Source organism: Streptomyces klenkii, from assembly GCF_003626645.1.
Classification (GTDB): Bacteria; Actinomycetota; Actinomycetes; order Streptomycetales; family Streptomycetaceae; genus Streptomyces; species Streptomyces klenkii.
The window spans coordinates 608,538-624,548 of record NZ_RBAM01000004.1 but is presented as its reverse complement, the minus strand read 5'-3'; the positions used below and the strand labels follow the sequence as shown (position 1 = coordinate 624,548).

Annotated in this window: 18 protein-coding genes; 5 read left to right on the top strand and 13 right to left on the bottom strand. The window is 73.4% G+C overall.

Annotated elements, in window-relative coordinates; all coding sequences use genetic code 11:
- Positions 1-91: 91 nt before the first annotated feature.
- On the bottom strand, positions 92-391 hold the full coding sequence (locus tag D7231_RS13030) for a hypothetical protein (RefSeq protein ID WP_120755513.1): 300 nt from the start codon (positions 389-391) through the stop codon (positions 92-94).
- 99 nt (positions 392-490) lie between these two features.
- On the opposite strand from D7231_RS13030, the gene D7231_RS13025 reads away from it, so the two are divergent.
- On the top strand, positions 491-1,573 hold the full coding sequence (locus D7231_RS13025) for a DUF5937 family protein (RefSeq protein WP_120755512.1): 1,083 nt from the start codon (positions 491-493) through the stop codon (positions 1,571-1,573).
- A 29-nt stretch (positions 1,574-1,602) separates the two neighbouring features.
- Here the strand turns inward: D7231_RS13025 and D7231_RS13020 are convergent, their stop codons facing one another.
- Positions 1,603-2,202 (bottom strand): short chain dehydrogenase, encoded by a 600-nt coding sequence (locus tag D7231_RS13020; protein ID WP_120755511.1) that lies wholly within the window; start codon positions 2,200-2,202, stop codon positions 1,603-1,605.
- A 131-nt stretch (positions 2,203-2,333) separates the two neighbouring features.
- Here D7231_RS13020 and D7231_RS13015 point away from each other — a divergent pair, with 131 nt between their 5' ends.
- Complete coding sequence (locus D7231_RS13015) at positions 2,334-3,197, top strand: LysR family transcriptional regulator (protein ID WP_120755510.1); 864 nt, start codon at positions 2,334-2,336, stop codon at positions 3,195-3,197.
- Positions 3,198-3,210: 13 nt separating this feature from the next.
- Here D7231_RS13015 and D7231_RS13010 read toward each other — a convergent pair whose 3' ends face one another.
- Together D7231_RS13010 and D7231_RS13005 are read right to left on the bottom strand one after the other, a co-directional pair.
- Positions 3,211-3,891 carry a response regulator transcription factor gene (locus D7231_RS13010; RefSeq protein WP_120755509.1) on the bottom strand — a complete coding sequence of 227 codons (681 nt, stop codon included), beginning with the start codon at positions 3,889-3,891 and terminating at the stop codon, positions 3,211-3,213.
- 78 nt (positions 3,892-3,969) lie between these two features.
- A complete protein-coding gene (locus D7231_RS13005; protein WP_120755616.1) occupies positions 3,970-5,175 on the bottom strand; it encodes a sensor histidine kinase in 1,206 nt (401 codons plus the stop codon).
- 121 nt (positions 5,176-5,296) lie between these two features.
- On the opposite strand from D7231_RS13005, the gene D7231_RS13000 reads away from it, so the two are divergent.
- Positions 5,297-6,301, top strand: coding sequence for an SAM-dependent methyltransferase (locus tag D7231_RS13000; protein ID WP_120755508.1), 1,005 nt, complete (start codon positions 5,297-5,299; stop codon positions 6,299-6,301).
- Positions 6,302-6,381: 80 nt separating this feature from the next.
- Positions 6,382-7,524 (top strand): NADH-quinone oxidoreductase subunit D, encoded by a 1,143-nt coding sequence (locus D7231_RS12995; protein WP_120755507.1) that lies wholly within the window; start codon positions 6,382-6,384, stop codon positions 7,522-7,524.
- A 97-nt stretch (positions 7,525-7,621) separates the two neighbouring features.
- Here the strand turns inward: D7231_RS12995 and D7231_RS12990 are convergent, their stop codons facing one another.
- The 4 genes from D7231_RS12990 to D7231_RS12975 form a co-directional block, all read right to left on the bottom strand.
- On the bottom strand, positions 7,622-8,563 hold the full coding sequence (locus D7231_RS12990) for a hypothetical protein (RefSeq protein WP_338419854.1): 942 nt from the start codon (positions 8,561-8,563) through the stop codon (positions 7,622-7,624).
- A gap of 183 nt (positions 8,564-8,746) precedes the next feature.
- Positions 8,747-9,733, bottom strand: a complete 987-nt coding sequence (locus tag D7231_RS12985; protein ID WP_120755615.1) for an ABC transporter substrate-binding protein — start codon at positions 9,731-9,733, stop codon at positions 8,747-8,749.
- An 87-nt stretch (positions 9,734-9,820) separates the two neighbouring features.
- Positions 9,821-10,504: an ABC transporter permease gene (locus D7231_RS12980; protein ID WP_120755505.1), complete on the bottom strand. Its 684-nt coding sequence runs from the start codon at positions 10,502-10,504 to the stop codon at positions 9,821-9,823.
- A complete protein-coding gene (locus D7231_RS12975; RefSeq protein ID WP_120755504.1) occupies positions 10,504-11,184 on the bottom strand; it encodes an ABC transporter permease in 681 nt (226 codons plus the stop codon). The genes D7231_RS12980 and D7231_RS12975 overlap by 1 nt, the downstream gene beginning before the upstream one ends.
- Before the next feature lie 136 nt (positions 11,185-11,320).
- Between D7231_RS12975 and D7231_RS12970 the strand changes: the two genes are divergently transcribed.
- Positions 11,321-12,484, top strand: a complete 1,164-nt coding sequence (locus tag D7231_RS12970; RefSeq protein ID WP_120755503.1) for an ABC transporter ATP-binding protein — start codon at positions 11,321-11,323, stop codon at positions 12,482-12,484.
- Between the two features lie 243 nt (positions 12,485-12,727).
- Here the strand turns inward: D7231_RS12970 and D7231_RS12965 are convergent, their stop codons facing one another.
- The 5 genes from D7231_RS12965 to folP all read right to left on the bottom strand — a co-directional run bounded on the left by D7231_RS12965 (position 12,728) and on the right by folP (position 15,998).
- Positions 12,728-13,222, bottom strand: a complete 495-nt coding sequence (locus D7231_RS12965; RefSeq protein WP_120755502.1) for a DUF3180 domain-containing protein — start codon at positions 13,220-13,222, stop codon at positions 12,728-12,730.
- Positions 13,223-13,276: 54 nt separating this feature from the next.
- Entirely contained in the window at positions 13,277-13,870 is a 594-nt protein-coding gene (folK, locus tag D7231_RS12960; protein WP_106681264.1) for a 2-amino-4-hydroxy-6-hydroxymethyldihydropteridine diphosphokinase, read from the bottom strand.
- Complete coding sequence (gene folB, locus D7231_RS12955; RefSeq protein ID WP_359595213.1) at positions 13,867-14,226, bottom strand: dihydroneopterin aldolase; 360 nt, start codon at positions 14,224-14,226, stop codon at positions 13,867-13,869. The genes folK and folB overlap by 4 nt, the downstream gene beginning before the upstream one ends.
- A gap of 312 nt (positions 14,227-14,538) precedes the next feature.
- Positions 14,539-15,039, bottom strand: coding sequence for a nuclear transport factor 2 family protein (locus D7231_RS12950; protein ID WP_120755500.1), 501 nt, complete (start codon positions 15,037-15,039; stop codon positions 14,539-14,541).
- Positions 15,036-15,998 carry a dihydropteroate synthase gene (gene folP, locus D7231_RS12945; RefSeq protein ID WP_199739347.1) on the bottom strand — a complete coding sequence of 321 codons (963 nt, stop codon included), beginning with the start codon at positions 15,996-15,998 and terminating at the stop codon, positions 15,036-15,038. The genes D7231_RS12950 and folP overlap by 4 nt, the downstream gene beginning before the upstream one ends.
- Between the last annotated feature and the right edge of the window lie 13 nt (positions 15,999-16,011).

Genomic DNA, 16,011 nt, shown 5'->3' with positions numbered 1-16,011 from the left:
ATTCCATCGTCATGCTACGTGAGGCGGGAGGGGCAGTCCCCGGACGTCCCCAGGCCTGTGGATATCGCCGGGCAGCGTCTTCCGGTGTGCGTCAGCACTCGGCCGGGCGGCCGCAGGTGTCCGGGACGCGGCGGGTGGTGTCCTGCGCCGTGTACGGGCGGACGGCGGCGGCTGCGGGCCGCCGGAAGAAGACGGCGCGGAGGGGGCGGAGCAGCGCCGCCCGGCGGGCGCGGCGGGCCGCGACCCGCTCGTCGACGACGCCCTGGAAGGCGCGCCAGGTGCGGAAGGAACGGTAGGCCTCCACGTCCCCGGTGCCGGGGGCCGGCGGGGCCGGAGTGCCGAGCTGGGCGGAGCGGTAGACGTCGAGCATGTGCTGCTGAGCTGCGTTCATGCCTTCCACGGTGCTCCGGTCCGCGCCGACCTGCCGCGTCGATTGACGAGGACCGTCAAGTGACGCGGGGGCCCTTGGCAAGGGAGGCAGGATGGGCGCATGAGCGTGGAGATCGACATCGCCGGGCTGCCGCCCGAGCGCATCGTGTTCGGGCCGTCGCCGCTGGCCGAGCTCGGCGCGATGCTGCACGTCCTGGCGGAGCCCGGCCACCATCCCGGGCTGCACGGCTGGGCGACGGCCACCGCCGCCGGGCTGCGGCCCGACCTCGCCGACCGGCTCACCGAGGCCGACTTCCTGTGGCGCTCGGCGCGCTCCGACCTGCTCCTGCCGGCCGTGCCCCGCGCCACGCTCGCCGAGGACCTGGACGACCTCGACCGCATGGACGACGAGCAGTTCGTGTCCGCCGCCTTCGAGGTCACGTGCAGCTCGTCCTACGAGCGGCCCGTTCCCTCGCCCCTCGTCGACGCGGAGCAGCGGGCACGCGTGCGCGAGCTGTCCGCGGCGCGGGGGCCGCGGCAGGCGCAGTTCACCGACCGCATGCTGGAGAACCCCGGCGCGCTGCGGGCATGGCTGCGGCGGCTCCTGGAGGACTGCGACGAGGCCTTCTTCGCCGACAACTGGCAGCGGGTGCGGGTGCAGCTGGCCGCCGACGCCCGGCACAAGGCGGAGCTGCTGCGGCGCCACGGTCTCGCGGAGGCCCTGGCCGCCGTCTCCACGGCCGTCTCCGTCAGCGAGGACGGCACGCGGCTCGTCTTCGACAAGCTGTCGAACGGGCGGGGTGCGGCGCCCCGGGACGGCATCACGTTCGTCCCCACCGCCTTCGGGTGGCCGCACCTGATCGTGCTGCACCGGCCGGGCTGGCGGCCGATGGTCCAGTACCCGGTGGCCGCGCCGGAGCTGCCGCGCGGGCCCGCCCTGCAGCTGGTCCAGCAGCGGATGGAAGCCCTCGCGCACCCGGTGCGCATGCGGCTGTGCCGCACGCTGGCCCGCGGCCCGCACACCACGGGCGAGCTGGCGACGGCCTTCGACCTGACGCCGCCGGAGGTGTCCCGGCACGTGGCCGTGATGAAGAAGGCGGGTCTCCTGACCACCCGCCGCCGCGGCCGCTACGTCCTCCACCAACTGGACCTCCCGATAGTGGCCCGCCTGGGCAGCGACTTCCTGGAGACGGTGCTCAGGTAAACGGTGCCCGGGTAAGGGGGCGGGGGCGGTCAGCGGACCGCGTAGACGCGGGCCGTCTGAGCGCCCTCGATCGCGCGGACGTACGCCGTCGCCACCCGGGACGCCGGGACCGCTTCCATGCCCGGGAAGAACGGGGCGTAGCCCGGGAGGGACTCCTCGACCACCGTCGGGCTCACCGCATTGATCCGCTGCGGCGCGAGCTCGATCGCCGCGGCCCGTACGAACGCCTCCACCGCACCGTTCGCCGCGGAAGCCGCCGCCCCGGCCACGATCGGCTCGTCCGTGAGTACCCCGCTGATCAGCGTGAACGACCCGGTGGGGGCCACGTGCCGCGCCCCCTGCCGGACCAGCTCCACCTGGCTGAGCGCCTTGCCGCGGAACGTCGCCGCGAAGTCGTCCGCCGTCAGCTCGCCGAACGGTTTGAAGACCGCGTCACCGGCCGCGACCGCCACCGCGTCCAGCCCCTCCACCCGCGCGTACAGCCGCCCGACCGCCTCCGGGTCGGTGACGTCGCAGATCACGTCCCCGCCGGTGCGCCCCACGCCGATCACCTCGTGGCCCCGCTCCGCCAGCGCCTTCCGCACCGCGCCGCCGAGCGTTCCGCCCGCACCCACCAGAAGAATCTTCATAACCGGCCCGTCCCATCCCGTACATCAGATCTCGGAATCCCTCAGATCTCGGAATCCCCTGCGAAGCCAACGCTACGGACTCTTCCCCACCCCCGGAAATGCCTTCTGCGCAGCAGCTATGCTTCCCGCGCATGGATGTGGAGCTGCGTCACCTCAAGGCCTTGGCCGCCATCGCCGAGGCCGGCACCGTCACCGCCGCCGCGGCCCGGCTGCACGTCACGCAGCCCGCCCTCTCCCGGACGCTCGCCCAGCTGGAGGCCCGCGTCGGCGTGCGGCTGGTCGACCGGTCGTCGCGGCACCTGGACCTCACCCCGGCCGGGGCCACCCTGCTCGGGCACGGCCGGGCCATCCTGGCCCACCTCGACGCCGCGCTCGCGGACACCAGGGCGCTCTCCCGCCCCCTCCGCCTGGGCTACACCTGCGCGGTCCTGGGACAGCAGACCGTCCCGCTCCTGCGCTCCTGGCGCCGCTCGCACCCGCACGTGCCGCTCGAAGTCGTCCGCCAGGACAACCACACCGCGGGCCTGGCCACGGGCGACACCGACGTGGCCGTGCTGCGCACCCGCCCCCGTGACCCGCGCATCCGCACCGAGGCCCTCTACACCGAGGACCGCATCGCCGCCCTCCCCGACGACCACCCGCTCGCCGGCCGCACCCGCGTGCGCCTCGCCGAGCTCACCGAGAACCCGCGCCTGCCCCTCGCGGTGTGGCCGGAAACGGGCACCGGCTCGCCGGACCTGTGGCCCCCGGTGCAGCGCCCGTCCCGCACCGTCGAGGTGCACAACGTCGACGAGTGGCTGAACATCATCGCGACGGGCGACGCGTTCGGCATCGCGGCCGCCGGCACCGGGGAGAGCCACGGCCACCCCGGCGTCCGCTTCGTCCCGGTCGAGGACGCCCCCGCCGCGACGGTCTACCTCGCCGGCCCCGCCCACCCCACGCACCCCCGCACGGAGGAGTTCATGGCGGCGGTGCGCGAGGCCGTCAGCGGGTGAGGAGCGCGCGGCGCTACTGCTGCGCCGGCCCGCCCCCGGCCCGTACGAGCCCGCTCTCGTAGGCGAGCACCACGACCTGCACCCGGTCGCGCAGCCCCAGCTTGGTGAGGATGCGCCCCACGTGCGTCTTGACCGTGGCCTCGGACAGCACCAGCCGCGCCGCGATCTCCCCGTTGGACAGGCCCTGCGCCACGAGCAGCATGACCTCGCGCTCGCGCTCGGTGAGCCGCCCCAGCTCGGCGCTGACCGGCTCCTTGCTCATGCTCGGCAGCATGGGGGTGAAACGATCCAGCAGCCGCCGCGTCGTGCTCGGCGCGACCACCGCGTCACCGCTGTGCACGGCCCGGATCGCCCCCAGCAGCTCGGCCGGCGGCACGTCCTTGAGCATGAACCCGCTCGCGCCGACCTTCAGCGCCGAGAACGCGTACTCGTCCAGGTCGAACGTGGTCAGGATCAGCACCTTCGGCGGGTCGTCCTGCGCGCAGATGCGGCGCGTCGCCTCCACGCCGTCCAGCCGGGGCATGCGGACGTCCATCAGGACGACGTCCACCTCGGTGCCGGCCAGCACCTCCACGGCCTCCGCGCCGTCCCCGGCCTCGGCGACGACCTCCATGTCGGGCTGGGCGGCCAGCACCATGCGGAAACCGGTACGGAGAAGTACCTGGTCGTCCACGAGCATCACCCGGATGGACATGCAGATGCCCCTTTCCTCGATCGGGCAGTTGTCAAAGAGCTCATCTGCCGAAGAACTGATCTGTCAACGAACTCATCGTCAGCGGCCGCCCGGCTTCACCGGCAGCAGCACGCTGATCCGGAAGCCGCCGCCCGGCCGCGGCCCCGCGTCCAGCGTGCCCCCGACCATGCCGACCCGCTCGCGCATGCCGATCAGGCCGTGGCCCATGCCGTCCGCGCCGCCCGCCTCGTACAGCTCGTGCTGCGCGCCCCGGCCGTCGTCCTCGACGAGCAGGCCGAGCCCGTCGTCGAAGTACGTGAGGCGCACGCTCGCCCCGGCCTCCGGGCCGCCGTGCTTGCGCGTGTTGGTCAGGGCTTCCTGCACGATGCGGTACGCGGTCAGCTCCACGCCGCTCGGCAGCGGCCGCGGCGCACCCTCGACCTCGTACTCCACGGGCAGGCCCGCGCCCCGCACCTGCTCGACCAGGTCGCCGATCTGCTCGACGTCGGGCTGCGGCACGTAGTCCCCGCCCTCGGTGGTGCCCTCCTCCGTGCGCAGGACGCCCAGCAGGCGGCGCATCTCGGCGAGCGCCTGGCGGCCCGTGCCGGAGATCGTCTCCAGGGCCTGCTTGGCCTGCTCGGGCGAGGCGTCCAGGACGTACGCCGCGCCGTCGGCCTGGACGACCATCACCGAGACGTTGTGCGCGACGACGTCGTGCAGCTCGCGGGCGATGCGCGCCCGCTCGGCCGTCACGGCCATCCGCGCCTGCTGCTCGCGGTCCTTCTCCAGGCGGGCCGCACGCTCCTCCAGCTGGGCCCAGTACGCGCGGCGGGTGCGCATGGAGTCGCCCAGCACCCAGGCGAGGACGAAGGGGGCGGTGAGGAAGGCCAGCGAGATGAGCGTCCCGCCGAGCCCGCGGTTAACGACCGGCCACCGGATCAGGAAGAGCACCGGCGCGGCCAGCCCGCCGGCCAGGGCCACCCTCGACGCCCAGCGGACGTGGCCGGAGGCGACGGTGTAGACGATCGCGAGCATCGCGATGTCGGCGAGGCCGCCCTGCACGTCGGCCACGATCTGGGCCAGGCCGCTCGCGATCGCGAGGAACAGCATCGGCACGGGGGCGCGGCGGCGCAGGGCGACCACCAGGCTGAGGGTCAGCACCGTGACGACGTTCACGGCCGACTGGGTCGCCGTCGTGCCGTGCTCTTCGGCGGCGACCAGCAGGCTGATCCCGAGCAGGAGGACGGCCCAGAAGCTGTCCACACCGGTCGGGTGCCTGCGGAGAAAGTCGTAGAGGCGGTGCACGTCACCCAGCGTAGGCATGCCGCGTACGTGCCGGGGTCAGCCCGGCGATCGATCCGGTGACACTCCTTCTACTCCGCAAGGTGGAGGCGGCGTACCCGCGAAGGACGCATAGCGTGTGCGTATGGCAAGCGGAACGAGAACATGGAGCGCCGCGACCGAGGCCGCGCTCTACGGCCCGAGCGGCTTCTACCGGCGCCCCGAGGGCCCCGCCGGGCACTTCCGCACCTCCGTGCACGCCTCGCCGCTGTACGCCGGTGCCGTCGCCGAACTGCTGTGCCGGGTCGACAAGGCGCTCGGGCAGCCGGCGGAGCTCGCCTTCACGGACGTCGGCGCCGGGCGCGGCGAACTGCTCACCGGCGTCCTCGGGAAGCTGCCGGCGGACGTGGCCGCGCGGCTGCGCCCGTACGCCGTCGAGCGCGCCGCCCGCCCGGCCGGGCTGGACGGGCGCATCACCTGGGTGGGCGAGGTCCCGGAAGGCGTCGAGGGCCTGCTGTTCGCCAACGAGTGGCTCGACAACGTGCCCGTGGACGTCGTCGAGACGGACGCGGAGGGCGTCGCGCGCCAGGTGCTCGTCCAGGAGGACGGCGAGGAGCTGCTCGGGGAGCCGGTCGCGGGCGAGGACGCCGCGTGGCTCGCCCGCTGGTGGCCCGTCGCGGGCGCGCCGCCCGGCACCCGCGCCGAGATCGGCCGGCCGCGCGACGCCGCCTGGGCGCGAGCCGTGGGCAGCCTGCGCGCGGGCCTCGCCGTGGCCGTCGACTACGCCCACGAGCGCGCCGGCCGTCCGCCCTTCGGCACGCTGGCCGGCTTCCGGGAGGGCCGCGAGGTGCGGCCGGTGCCGGACGGCTCGTGCGACATCACCGCGCACGTCGCCATGGACGCGTGCGCGCGGCCGGGCAGCACCGTGCTGACCCAGCGCGAGGCACTGCGGGCGCTCGGCCTGGACGGCGGCCGCCCGCCGCTGTCGCTCGCCTCGACCGACCCGGCCGCCTACGTCCGGGCGCTGGGGCGGGCGGGCGAGGCCGCCGAGCTCACCTCGCCGGCCGGGCTGGGGGCCTTCGGCTGGCTGGTGCACCCGGTGGGCGACGCCTGCCGGGGGCTGCTCCCGGACGGCCCGGAGCGGGCCTGAGAGCGGCGCCCGGACCGCCTGGAAGCGGCACCGGGACCGGCCTTGCGGAGAAGGCTGACAGACTTATCCCCATGACCCCCATGACGGAGACGACAGTCGGCATCGGCGGTGCGGCGGAGAGCACCGACATGGTGCTCAACATCGGACCCCAGCACCCGTCCACGCACGGCGTGCTGCGCCTGCGGCTCGTCCTCGACGGCGAGCGGGTCCGGGAGGCCGAGCCGATCATCGGCTACATGCACCGCGGCGCGGAGAAGCTGTTCGAGGCCCGCGACTACCGGCAGATCATCGTGCTCGCCAACCGCCACGACTGGCTGTCGGCGTTCTCCAACGAGCTGGGCGTCGTCCTGGCCGTGGAGCGGATGCTCGGCATGGAGGTCCCCGAGCGCGCCGTGTGGACCCGTACGCTGCTCGCCGAGCTGAACCGGGTCCTCAACCACCTGATGTTCCTCGGCTCCTACCCCCTGGAGCTCGGCGGCATCACCCCCGTCTTCCACGCCTTCCACGAGCGCGAGGAGCTCCAGACGGTGATGGAGGAGGTCTCCGGCGGCCGGATGCACTACATGTTCAACCGCGTCGGCGGCCTGAAGGAGGACCTGCCGGCCGGCTGGCTCGGCCGGGCGCGGCACGCCGTGGCCCAGGTCCGCTCCCGGATGGACGTCTACGACCGGCTCGTCCTCGGCAACGAGATCTTCCGGGGCCGCACGCGCGGCGTCGGCGTCCTCGCGCCGGAGACGGTGCACGCGTACGGGGTGAGCGGGCCGATCGCCCGCGCGTCCGGCGTCGACTTCGACCTGCGGCGCGACGAGCCGTACCTCGCCTACGGGGAACTCCAGGACGTGCTCAAGGTCGTCACCCGCGAGGACGGCGACTGCCTGGCCCGCTTCGAGTGCCTGCTGGAGCAGACGCACAACGCGCTGGAGCTCGCGGAGGCCTGCCTCGACCGGATCGCCGAGCTGCCGCCGGGGCCGATCAACCAGCGGCTGCCGAAGGTGCTGAAGGCGCCCGAGGGCGCGACGTACGCGTGGACCGAGAACCCGCTCGGCCTCAACGGCTACTACCTCGTCTCGAAGGGCGAGAAGACCCCGTACCGGCTGAAGCTGCGCTCCGCGTCCTTCAACAACATCCAGGCCCTGACGGAGCTGCTGCCGGGGACGCTGGTCGCCGACATGGTGGCGATCCTGGGGTCGCTGTTCTTCGTCGTGGGCGACATCGACAAGTAGGCCGAACCGGCAAGCAGGCCGGCTGGTCGACGAAACCCCCGGCGGGAGTCCCCGCCGGGGGTTTCGTTTCTGCATGCGGGCCGGGCTTCGTGACCGCCTACGAGACGGCCGTCCGCAGCTCGGCCACGTCTATCTGCTCGGTCTCGTCGTGCGCGGTCAGGTCGATGACGTCGTCACCGGCCGGCTCGCCGTCCGCTTCGGCCTTGGCCTCGGCGAGCGCCTCCTCGCCGACGACGTCCGCGAGGTCCGTCTCCTCGACGGGGCGCGGGGCCGGGGCGGAGCCCTGGGTGCCGAAGAAGTCGAAGCCGCCCGTGGTGCGGGAGGCGGGGCGCCGGGCCGGGGACTGCGGCACGGCGGGCTTCGCGGCGGCGGGCCCCGGCGCGACGGTCTCGGCGCCGTCGGCGGCCTGGGGCGCGGGGGCGGCGGCCGGGCCGTCCGCCTTGCTCCCGCCGTCCGTCCGCCGGGCACCGCGCGGGCCGCCCTTGCGGGTCTCCGTACGCGGCTGGGGCACGGCCTTGGGCGCCGCCTGAGGCGCCGTCACGGGCTTCAGGCCGGGCCGGGACTCCGCCCCGGCGGCCGCCTCGCCGCCGGCGAGGCCGCGCAGCACCTCCGCGGCCTTGCGGAACGCGGCCGGATCGACGGCGGGGCCGGGCACCTTGAGCGGGGCGCCGGACTCCAGCGCCGCCGCGCCGCCGCGGGCGACGCGGCGGCTCTCCAGCGCGCTGGCCCGCCCGGTCTCGGCGGCGGCGTAGCGGCGCAGCAGGTCGGCGTGCTCCGTGCGGAGGCGGGCCAGCTCGGCGCGCTTACCGCGCAGCTTGGACTCCAGGCGGGTCTTGGCCGCCCGGGTGTCCTCCAGGTCCGTCTCCAGCTCGGCTATGCGCTCCTCGGTCTTCCACTCGTCGCGGGTGCGGGCGGCGGTGAGCTGGGCGACCCGCCTCCCGGCGGAGCGGTCCCAACGGCGCATCAGCACGGCGCCGACCACCGCGGCGGCGGCAGCCGCCGCGGCGAGACCCCGGATGACGACCGTTTCACCTACCACCCATGCACCGGCGGCGCAGGCGACCGATGTCGCGGCGACGGCCGATGGGGGAAGGAGCCTGTGCAGGGATGGCGAATGGCGGTGGCGTCCTCGTGGCATGGCCTGAAACTTACCGTGCGTCGCCTCGGGAGTGTGACTCCACCACGAAACTGTTCCCCTAATCTTACTTGTCTCCTACACCTCTCACTTCGTCAGGAGCCGCTTCTCCTTGAGGTACTGCGCGGCGACATCGGCGGGCTTGAGCCGCTGCGCATCCACCTTCTTGTTGAGTTCGGTGAGATCTTCCGTGGTCAGCACCCTGGTGAGCTTCGCGAGGGCGTCCGCGACCTTCTGCGAACCCGCCTTCTGTGCATTCACCACGGGCAGCACGTTGTCGGAGTTCTGGAGCTTCTTGTCGTCCTTGAGCAGGACCAGTCCGAACTGTTCGAGCGTGGCGTCCGTGGTCGTGGTCAGGAGCAGCTGGGCCTTGCCGTCCTTGACCGCCTGCTTGGCCTGGACGCTGCCCACCTCCAGCGGGGCGATGCCCGTGACGCGGATGCCGTACGTCTTCTCCAGACCGGGCTGGCAGAAGGGCCGCTGCGGGCATTCGTCACCGGCCGCGAGCTTGACCTCCTGACCGGACTTCCCCAGGTCGGAAAGCGTCTTGAGCTGGTGTTTCTCCGCGAACTCCGTGGTTACGGCGAAGGCGTTCTGATCGACCGCGCGGCCGGGGTCGAGCACCTTCAGTCCGCGCGGCTCCGCGAGTTTCCGCAGGGCCGTCACCGTGGCACCGGCGTCGGCGGACGCGACGGTGGGTGCGTCCTTGCCGTTCTGCTTCTTGTTCAGGAATTCGGCGAGCGTCGCCGCATACTCCGGGACGACGTCGATCCGGCCCTTCTCCAGCTCCGGTTCATAGAGCTCGCGGGCTTCGGTGGTCTTGATCGTCGGGGAATATCCGGCGTCCTTCAGCAGGCCCGCGTATATCTCGGCCAGCACTCTGGACTCGGTGAACCCGGCCGAGCCGATGACCAGCGCGTTCTCACCCGGTTTCGCCGATCCGCCGCCTCCTCCGGTGCCGGACTTCTCCAGGCTGTCGCCGCCGCACGCGGCGAGGCCGGCCGCGAGGACGCCGACGGCGGCCGTCGCCAGCAGGGCGCGGGAGGTCCGCGCCCGGCGCGGGGTGCTGCTCATGGGAGACATGGGAAACATGGGAAATCTGCCCTTCGGTTCCGTCGGCGGGCTCTCCGGCCGCCGTCGCTTCGCTGACCGGCGCCGCGCCTACCCCGGCACCGGCCCCGTACGCCGGCGCACCGGGTCGAACAGCCGCTCCGCCAGCATCAGCACGCCTTCGACGAGCAGCGCGAGCGCCGCCACCAGCACGGCGCCGGCCACCACCTGGGCGGTGTCGGTGAGCCGGAAGCCCGCCGTGATGATGCGGCCCAGGCCGCCGCCACCGGGCAGGGCGGCGAGCGTGGTCGTCGCGACGACCTGCACGGCGGCGGTCCGCACGCCCGTCACGATCAGCGGGAACGCCAGCGGGAGCTCCACGCGCGCTATGAGCTGACGGCCCGTCATTCCCATGCCGCGGGCCGCCTCGACCACATCGCGGTCCACCTCGCGCATGCCCACGTAGGCGTTGGTCAGCAGCGGCGGTATCGCGAACAGCACCAGCGCGATGACGGTGGGCCAGGAGCCGTGCGTGCCCAGCGGGCTGAGCAGCAACAGCACCAGCACCGCGAAAGTGGGCACGGCGCGGCCCGCGTTGGAGATGTTGACCGCGAGGGCGCCGCCCTTGCCCAGGTGGCCCAGCAGCACGGCCACCGGCAGCGCTATCGCGCAGGAGATCGCCAGGCACACCGCGGTCAGGAAGAGGTGCTCACCGAGCCGGTGCCACACGCCGTCCGGGCCCGACCAGTGCGCTCCGGTAGCCAGCCAGGACCACGTGCGCTCCACGACGCCCATCAGACCGCCCCCTTGCCCGCGCGCGTCCACGGCGTCAGCAGCCGCTGGACGAGCAGCAGGAGCAGGTCCGCCGCGACGGCCAGCGCGACGCACAGCACCGACGCGGTGAGCACCTGCGCCTTGAAATAGCTGTGCATGCCGTCGTAGACGAGGTTGCCCAGGCCGCCGTAGTGCAGGATCGCGCCGACCGTGGTGAGCGAGATCGTGGACACCGTGGTGATCCGCAGGCCCGCCATCAGGGCGGGCAGCGCCAGCGGCAGTTCGACCCCGAAGAGCAGGCGCACCGGGCCGTAGCCCATGCCGCGCGCCGCCTCCCTCGCCTCCTCCGGCACCGACGCGAGCCCCGCGAGGATGTTCCGCACGAGGATCGTCAGCGAATACAGCACGAGGCCCGTGACCACCACCGACACGGACAGCCCGAAGAACGGCACCAGCAGCGAGAACATCGCCAGCGACGGCACCGTGTAGAGCACGGTGGTCAGGCCGAGGACCGGGCCCGCAGCGGCGCGCCACCGGCGGGCCAGCAACGCGAGCGGGAAGGCCACGAGCAGGCCTATGGCCACCGACGCGAGCGTGATGCCGACGTGCTGGAGCGTGGCGTCCGTCAGCTCCTGGCCCCGGGTCCGCAGATACTCGCCGCAGATCCAGTCATTGCTGATCAGGCAGGACTGCCCCGCCATGCGCTCCCACCTCCCCCTGGCCGTAGACCCACGGTTTTCCGGTCACCTGCGACCCTAACCCGGGGCACTGACATTCGAGCCGGCCGCCACACAACGGCAACAATGTCCCCAGCGAGTACGGCCAGAATGGGGAACCATGATCCGCTTCGAGCACGTCACCAAGCGCTACGCCGACGGCACGACAGCCGTGGACGACCTGTCCTTCGAAGTGGCGGAGGGCGAGCTCGTCACGCTCGTGGGGCCCTCGGGCTGCGGCAAGACCACCACGATGAAGATGGTCAACCGGCTCACCGAGCCCACGTCCGGCCGGATCCTCCTCGACGGCGAGGACATCTCCGGCGTCGACCCCGTCGAACTGCGGCGCCGCATCGGCTACGTCATCCAGCAGGTCGGCCTCTTCCCGCACAAGACCGTGCTGGAGAACACCGCGACCGTCCCCCACCTGCTGGGCTGGCAGCGCAAGAAGGCCCGCGACCGCGCGGCCGAGCTCCTCGACCTCGTCGGCCTCGACCCCGCCGTCCACGGCGCCCGCTATCCGCACCAGCTCTCCGGCGGGCAGCGGCAGCGGGTCGGGGTCGCCCGGGCCCTCGCCGCCGACCCGCCCGTCCTGCTCATGGACGAGCCGTTCGGGGCGGTCGACCCCGTGGTGCGGGAGCGGCTCCAGAACGAGTTCCTGCGGCTCCAGTCGCAGGTGCGCAAGACCGTGCTGTTCGTCACGCACGACATCGAGGAGGCGGTCCGGCTCGGCGACCGCATCGCCGTCTACGGGCAGGGCCGCATCGAACAGTTCGACGCGCCGGCCACGGTGCTGGGCGCGCCCGCCACGCCGTACGTCGCCGACTTCGTCGGGGCCGACCGGGGGCTCAAGCGGCTCTCGGTCACCCCGATCGAGGAGGGCGACCTCGAACAGCCGCCGGTCGTGCGGCTGGACGACACGGCCGCCGCGGCGGCGGCCGCCCTCGCCTCGGACGGCGCCCAGTGGGCCGTGGTCCTCGGCGAGGCCGGGCGGCTGCACGGCTGGGTCTCGGCGGAGGCCCTCGCGGGCGGCGGCACCGTACGGGACCGGGCCCGCCGCATGGACGCGTGGCTCCCCGTCGGCGCCTCCCTCAAGCAGGCCTTCAGCACGATGCTCCAGCACGACGCGGGCTGGATCGCCGTCCTCGACGGCGACGCGACGGACCGCTTCGTCGGGGTCCTGACCCCGGCGCGGCTGCATGAGGCGCTGCGACGCTCGATTGACGCGGACGCGCGGGGCGCTGCGCGCAGCGACGTAAATCTGGAGAGCATCCCTGGGGCGTAGCCCGGGGCTGCTCTCCTGCCGAGCGGCCGTGCCGGCCTCACCCCCTCTGTCCGCCGCGGCGGCGCGCAGCCACAGCGGCGGTGTCCGGCGGTGCCGTACGCGCCTCAGGCGGGCTCGGCACCGCCGGGATCCACCGTTGTGGTGACGCGCCATTGCGGCGGATTCAAGGGTGCGCGGCACCCGTGACCCGCGGCGGGATCAAGGGTGCGCGGCACCCCTGGCCCGTGGCCGGAGGCCGTCCCGCTAGCCCCGCACCGTTCCCGTGCCCCCCGGGCCCTCTTCGTCGTCCTCCGGGAGTTTGCAGACGCGTTCCAGGAAGAACGCCGCGGCGATTACCGCGATGCCGGCGACGACGGACGCGCCCGCGTAGATCACCTGGTCGCGGCGGGGCTCGACGTCCAGGCCGTCGAGGCCGAGGAAGACGCCGACGCCGCCGTACATGCCGGCCACGAGCGCCGCGACCAGCGCGCTGGCCTGGCCGAAGACGACCGCGCGGGCGGCCACCAGCGGATCGACGCCCTTCGCGCCGGGCCGCCGCTCGCGCTGCGCCCGCAGCCGGGCGCGCAGGGAGAGCGCCGTGGCCGCGAGGACGACGGCGATGACCGCCAGCACGATGGGCGCGGCCACCGGCACCCGCGGCAGCGTGCCGACCGAGTCCCACAGCCGGGCGCCCGCCCAGGAGAGGAGGCCGGCCACGGCGAACAGCCCGGCCAGCACCCCGATCCGCAGTTGCCTCACCGAGCCGTCGCTCCTCATCTCGATCGCGTTCTCAGCAGTCCAACAACTAAACGACTACTCGGGCAGCCGGAGTTCCAGGTCGACCCGGGGCTGCACGCCTTCCGTGCCGACCGCGGCGAGCAGCTCGACGACCGCGCCGCGGCCCGGGACGACGGCCTCCGGGTCCACATCGTGCCAGGGCGCGAGGACGAAGGCGCGCTCATGGGCGCGCGGGTGCGGCAGGGTCAGCACGGGGTCGGCGGAGACGACGTCCTGGTAGGCGACGATGTCGACATCGAGCGTGCGCGGCCCCCAGCGCTCGTCCCGCACCCGCTCGAAGGCCTCCTCGATGGCGTGACCGCGCTCAAGCAGGGAGTCCGGCGGGAGGGTGGTCTTCACGAGCACGACGGCGTTGAAATACGAGGGCTGGGTGCCGGGCTCGACGCCCCACGGCTCCGTCTCGTAGACCGGGGAGACGGCCTTGACCCGGAGGCCGGGCGTGTCTTCCAGGGCGTCGATCGCACCCTGGAGGGTCTCCAGGCGGTTGCCGAGATTGCTGCCGAGGGAGATCACGGCTCGTTTGGGATTGCTCAGGGTCACGTCCGCCGCGTCCACCTGCTCCACCACGGAGGCGGGCACCGGCTGCACGGTCGGGTCGCTGCTGCTCATACTCGGCTCCGCGTAATAGTGATCGTCACATCGTCAAAGGGCACGGTGATGGGGGCGTCCGGCTTGTGGACGGTCACCTCCACCTCGCGCACCGCATCGTGCTTGAGGCAGTTCTGGGCGATTCGCTCGGCCAGGGTCTCGATGAGATCGACGGGCTCACCCTGGACGATATCGACCACTTCCTCCGCGACGACGCCGTAGTGCACGGTCTTCGTGAGGTCGTCGGAGGCGGCGGCGGGCCGGGTGTCCAGGCTCAGGACGAGGTCCACGATGAAGGTCTGGCCCTCCTCGCGCTCCCGGGGGAACACGCCGTGGTGCCCACGGGCCTTCAGGCCGCGCAGCGCGACACGATCCACACGAATCACTCCTGCTGGTCGTCGGACGGGGGCACCTCCGATGCCCGGTACCCACGTCGAATCTACCTGCGAGCACCGACAGCGCTCGCACACGGACGCTAGGGATTCCTGCACACATTTACGGATACTTCTGCATACTTCCGGCCCATTCGGGCACCCGCCGTGCCCGGCCGGCCACGACTTCCGCCGCGCTTACCCGCACACCCGGTGCCCCACCCCTACCCGCCCGCCCAGCAGCCCGAACGAGTGGTGAGGGCCCGCCGCGCTGACGCCCGGCAGCCCCACGCGAAGCACGGCGCAACGCGAGATACGTCACGCCCCCGGAATGCCGTCCGCCCCGCCGTTCCCGCCGGTAGCGCCGTCCTCGTCGTCGTCCTCCTCGTCGCGCCCGGCGAGCACCGGCGAGCCGTGGTGCGACCACACCTTCCACTCCTCGCCGACGCGCCGGAACGCGTTCGTCGCCACGACCAGCTGGCCGACGAGCGGCCCCAGCTCGCCCTCCTCCTCGGCCGGGCCGCCGCTGAGGATGTTCTCCGTGCAGGTCACGAGGGCCGTGTCACCGGCGACCGCCACCTCGACATCGGTCAGGAAGAACTGGATGTAGTCCGTACTCGCCATGATCAGCGCGTACGAGCGGAGCACCTCGCTGCGCCCGCGCAGCACCGGCCACCCCGGGTGGACGCACGACACCTCGGCGTCCGGGTCGTCCAGCCACAGCCGGCCCATCGCGGCCGTGTCGCCGCGCTCCACCGCCTCGTACAGCGCGGTGTTCGCCAGCTCGACCTGCTCGCTGTCCGTACGGGCAGTGCTCACATGCCCCCCTCGGCGCCCGACGCGCCCGCCGCACCCGCCACCCGCGCCGCCTCCGCGACCTCGGCCATCTCCTCGGACTCCGAGGACTCCGAGGACTCCGCGGCCTCCTGCACCGCCCGCACCACGCGCACCGCATCCGCGCTGGCCCGCACCTCGTGCACCCGCACCGCCCACGCGCCCTCGCGCGCCGCGAGCGCCGAGACCGCGGCCGTCGCGGCGTCCCGCTCCCGGGCCGGCGGCGGCTCGCCCTCCGGCCCGGCCAGCACCCGGCCGAGGAAGCGCTTGCGGGAGGCCGCCACCAGCATCGGCAGTCCCAGCTCCCGGCGCAGCCGGCCCAGGCCCGCGACCAGCGCGAGGTCGTGCGCGGCGGTCTTCGCGAAGCCCAGGCCCGGGTCCACGACGAGCCGGTCCGGGTCGACGCCGCCCTCGACCACGGCGTCCAGCCGCTGCCGCAGCTCGGCGAGGACCTCGCCGACCACGTCGCCGTAGACGGCCCGGTTGTTCATGTCGGCGCTGAAGCCGCGCCAGTGCATCACCACGAAGGGCACCCGGGCCGTGGCCACGACGGGCACCATCGCCGGGTCGGCGAGGCCGCCGCTCACGTCGTTGACCAGCGTCGCCCCGGCCTCCACGGCCGCCTCCGCGACCGAGGCCCGCATGGTGTCCACCGACACCACGGCCCCCTCGGCCACCAGCTCGCGGACCACCGGCACGACCCGGCGCAGCTCCTCGCCCTCGTCGACCCGCGAGGCGCCGGGCCGGGTGGACTCGCCGCCCACGTCGACCAGGTCCGCGCCGCCCGCGATGAGGTCCAGCCCGCGCTTGACCGCGAGTTCGGTGTCGAACCAGCGCCCGCCGTCGGAGAACGAGTCCGGCGTGACGTTGACGACGCCCATCACCGCACAGCGATTCCACTCCGGCAGACCGACGGGCCCGGGACGACCGCGCAAGGTACTCATGGGTCCAGCCTAG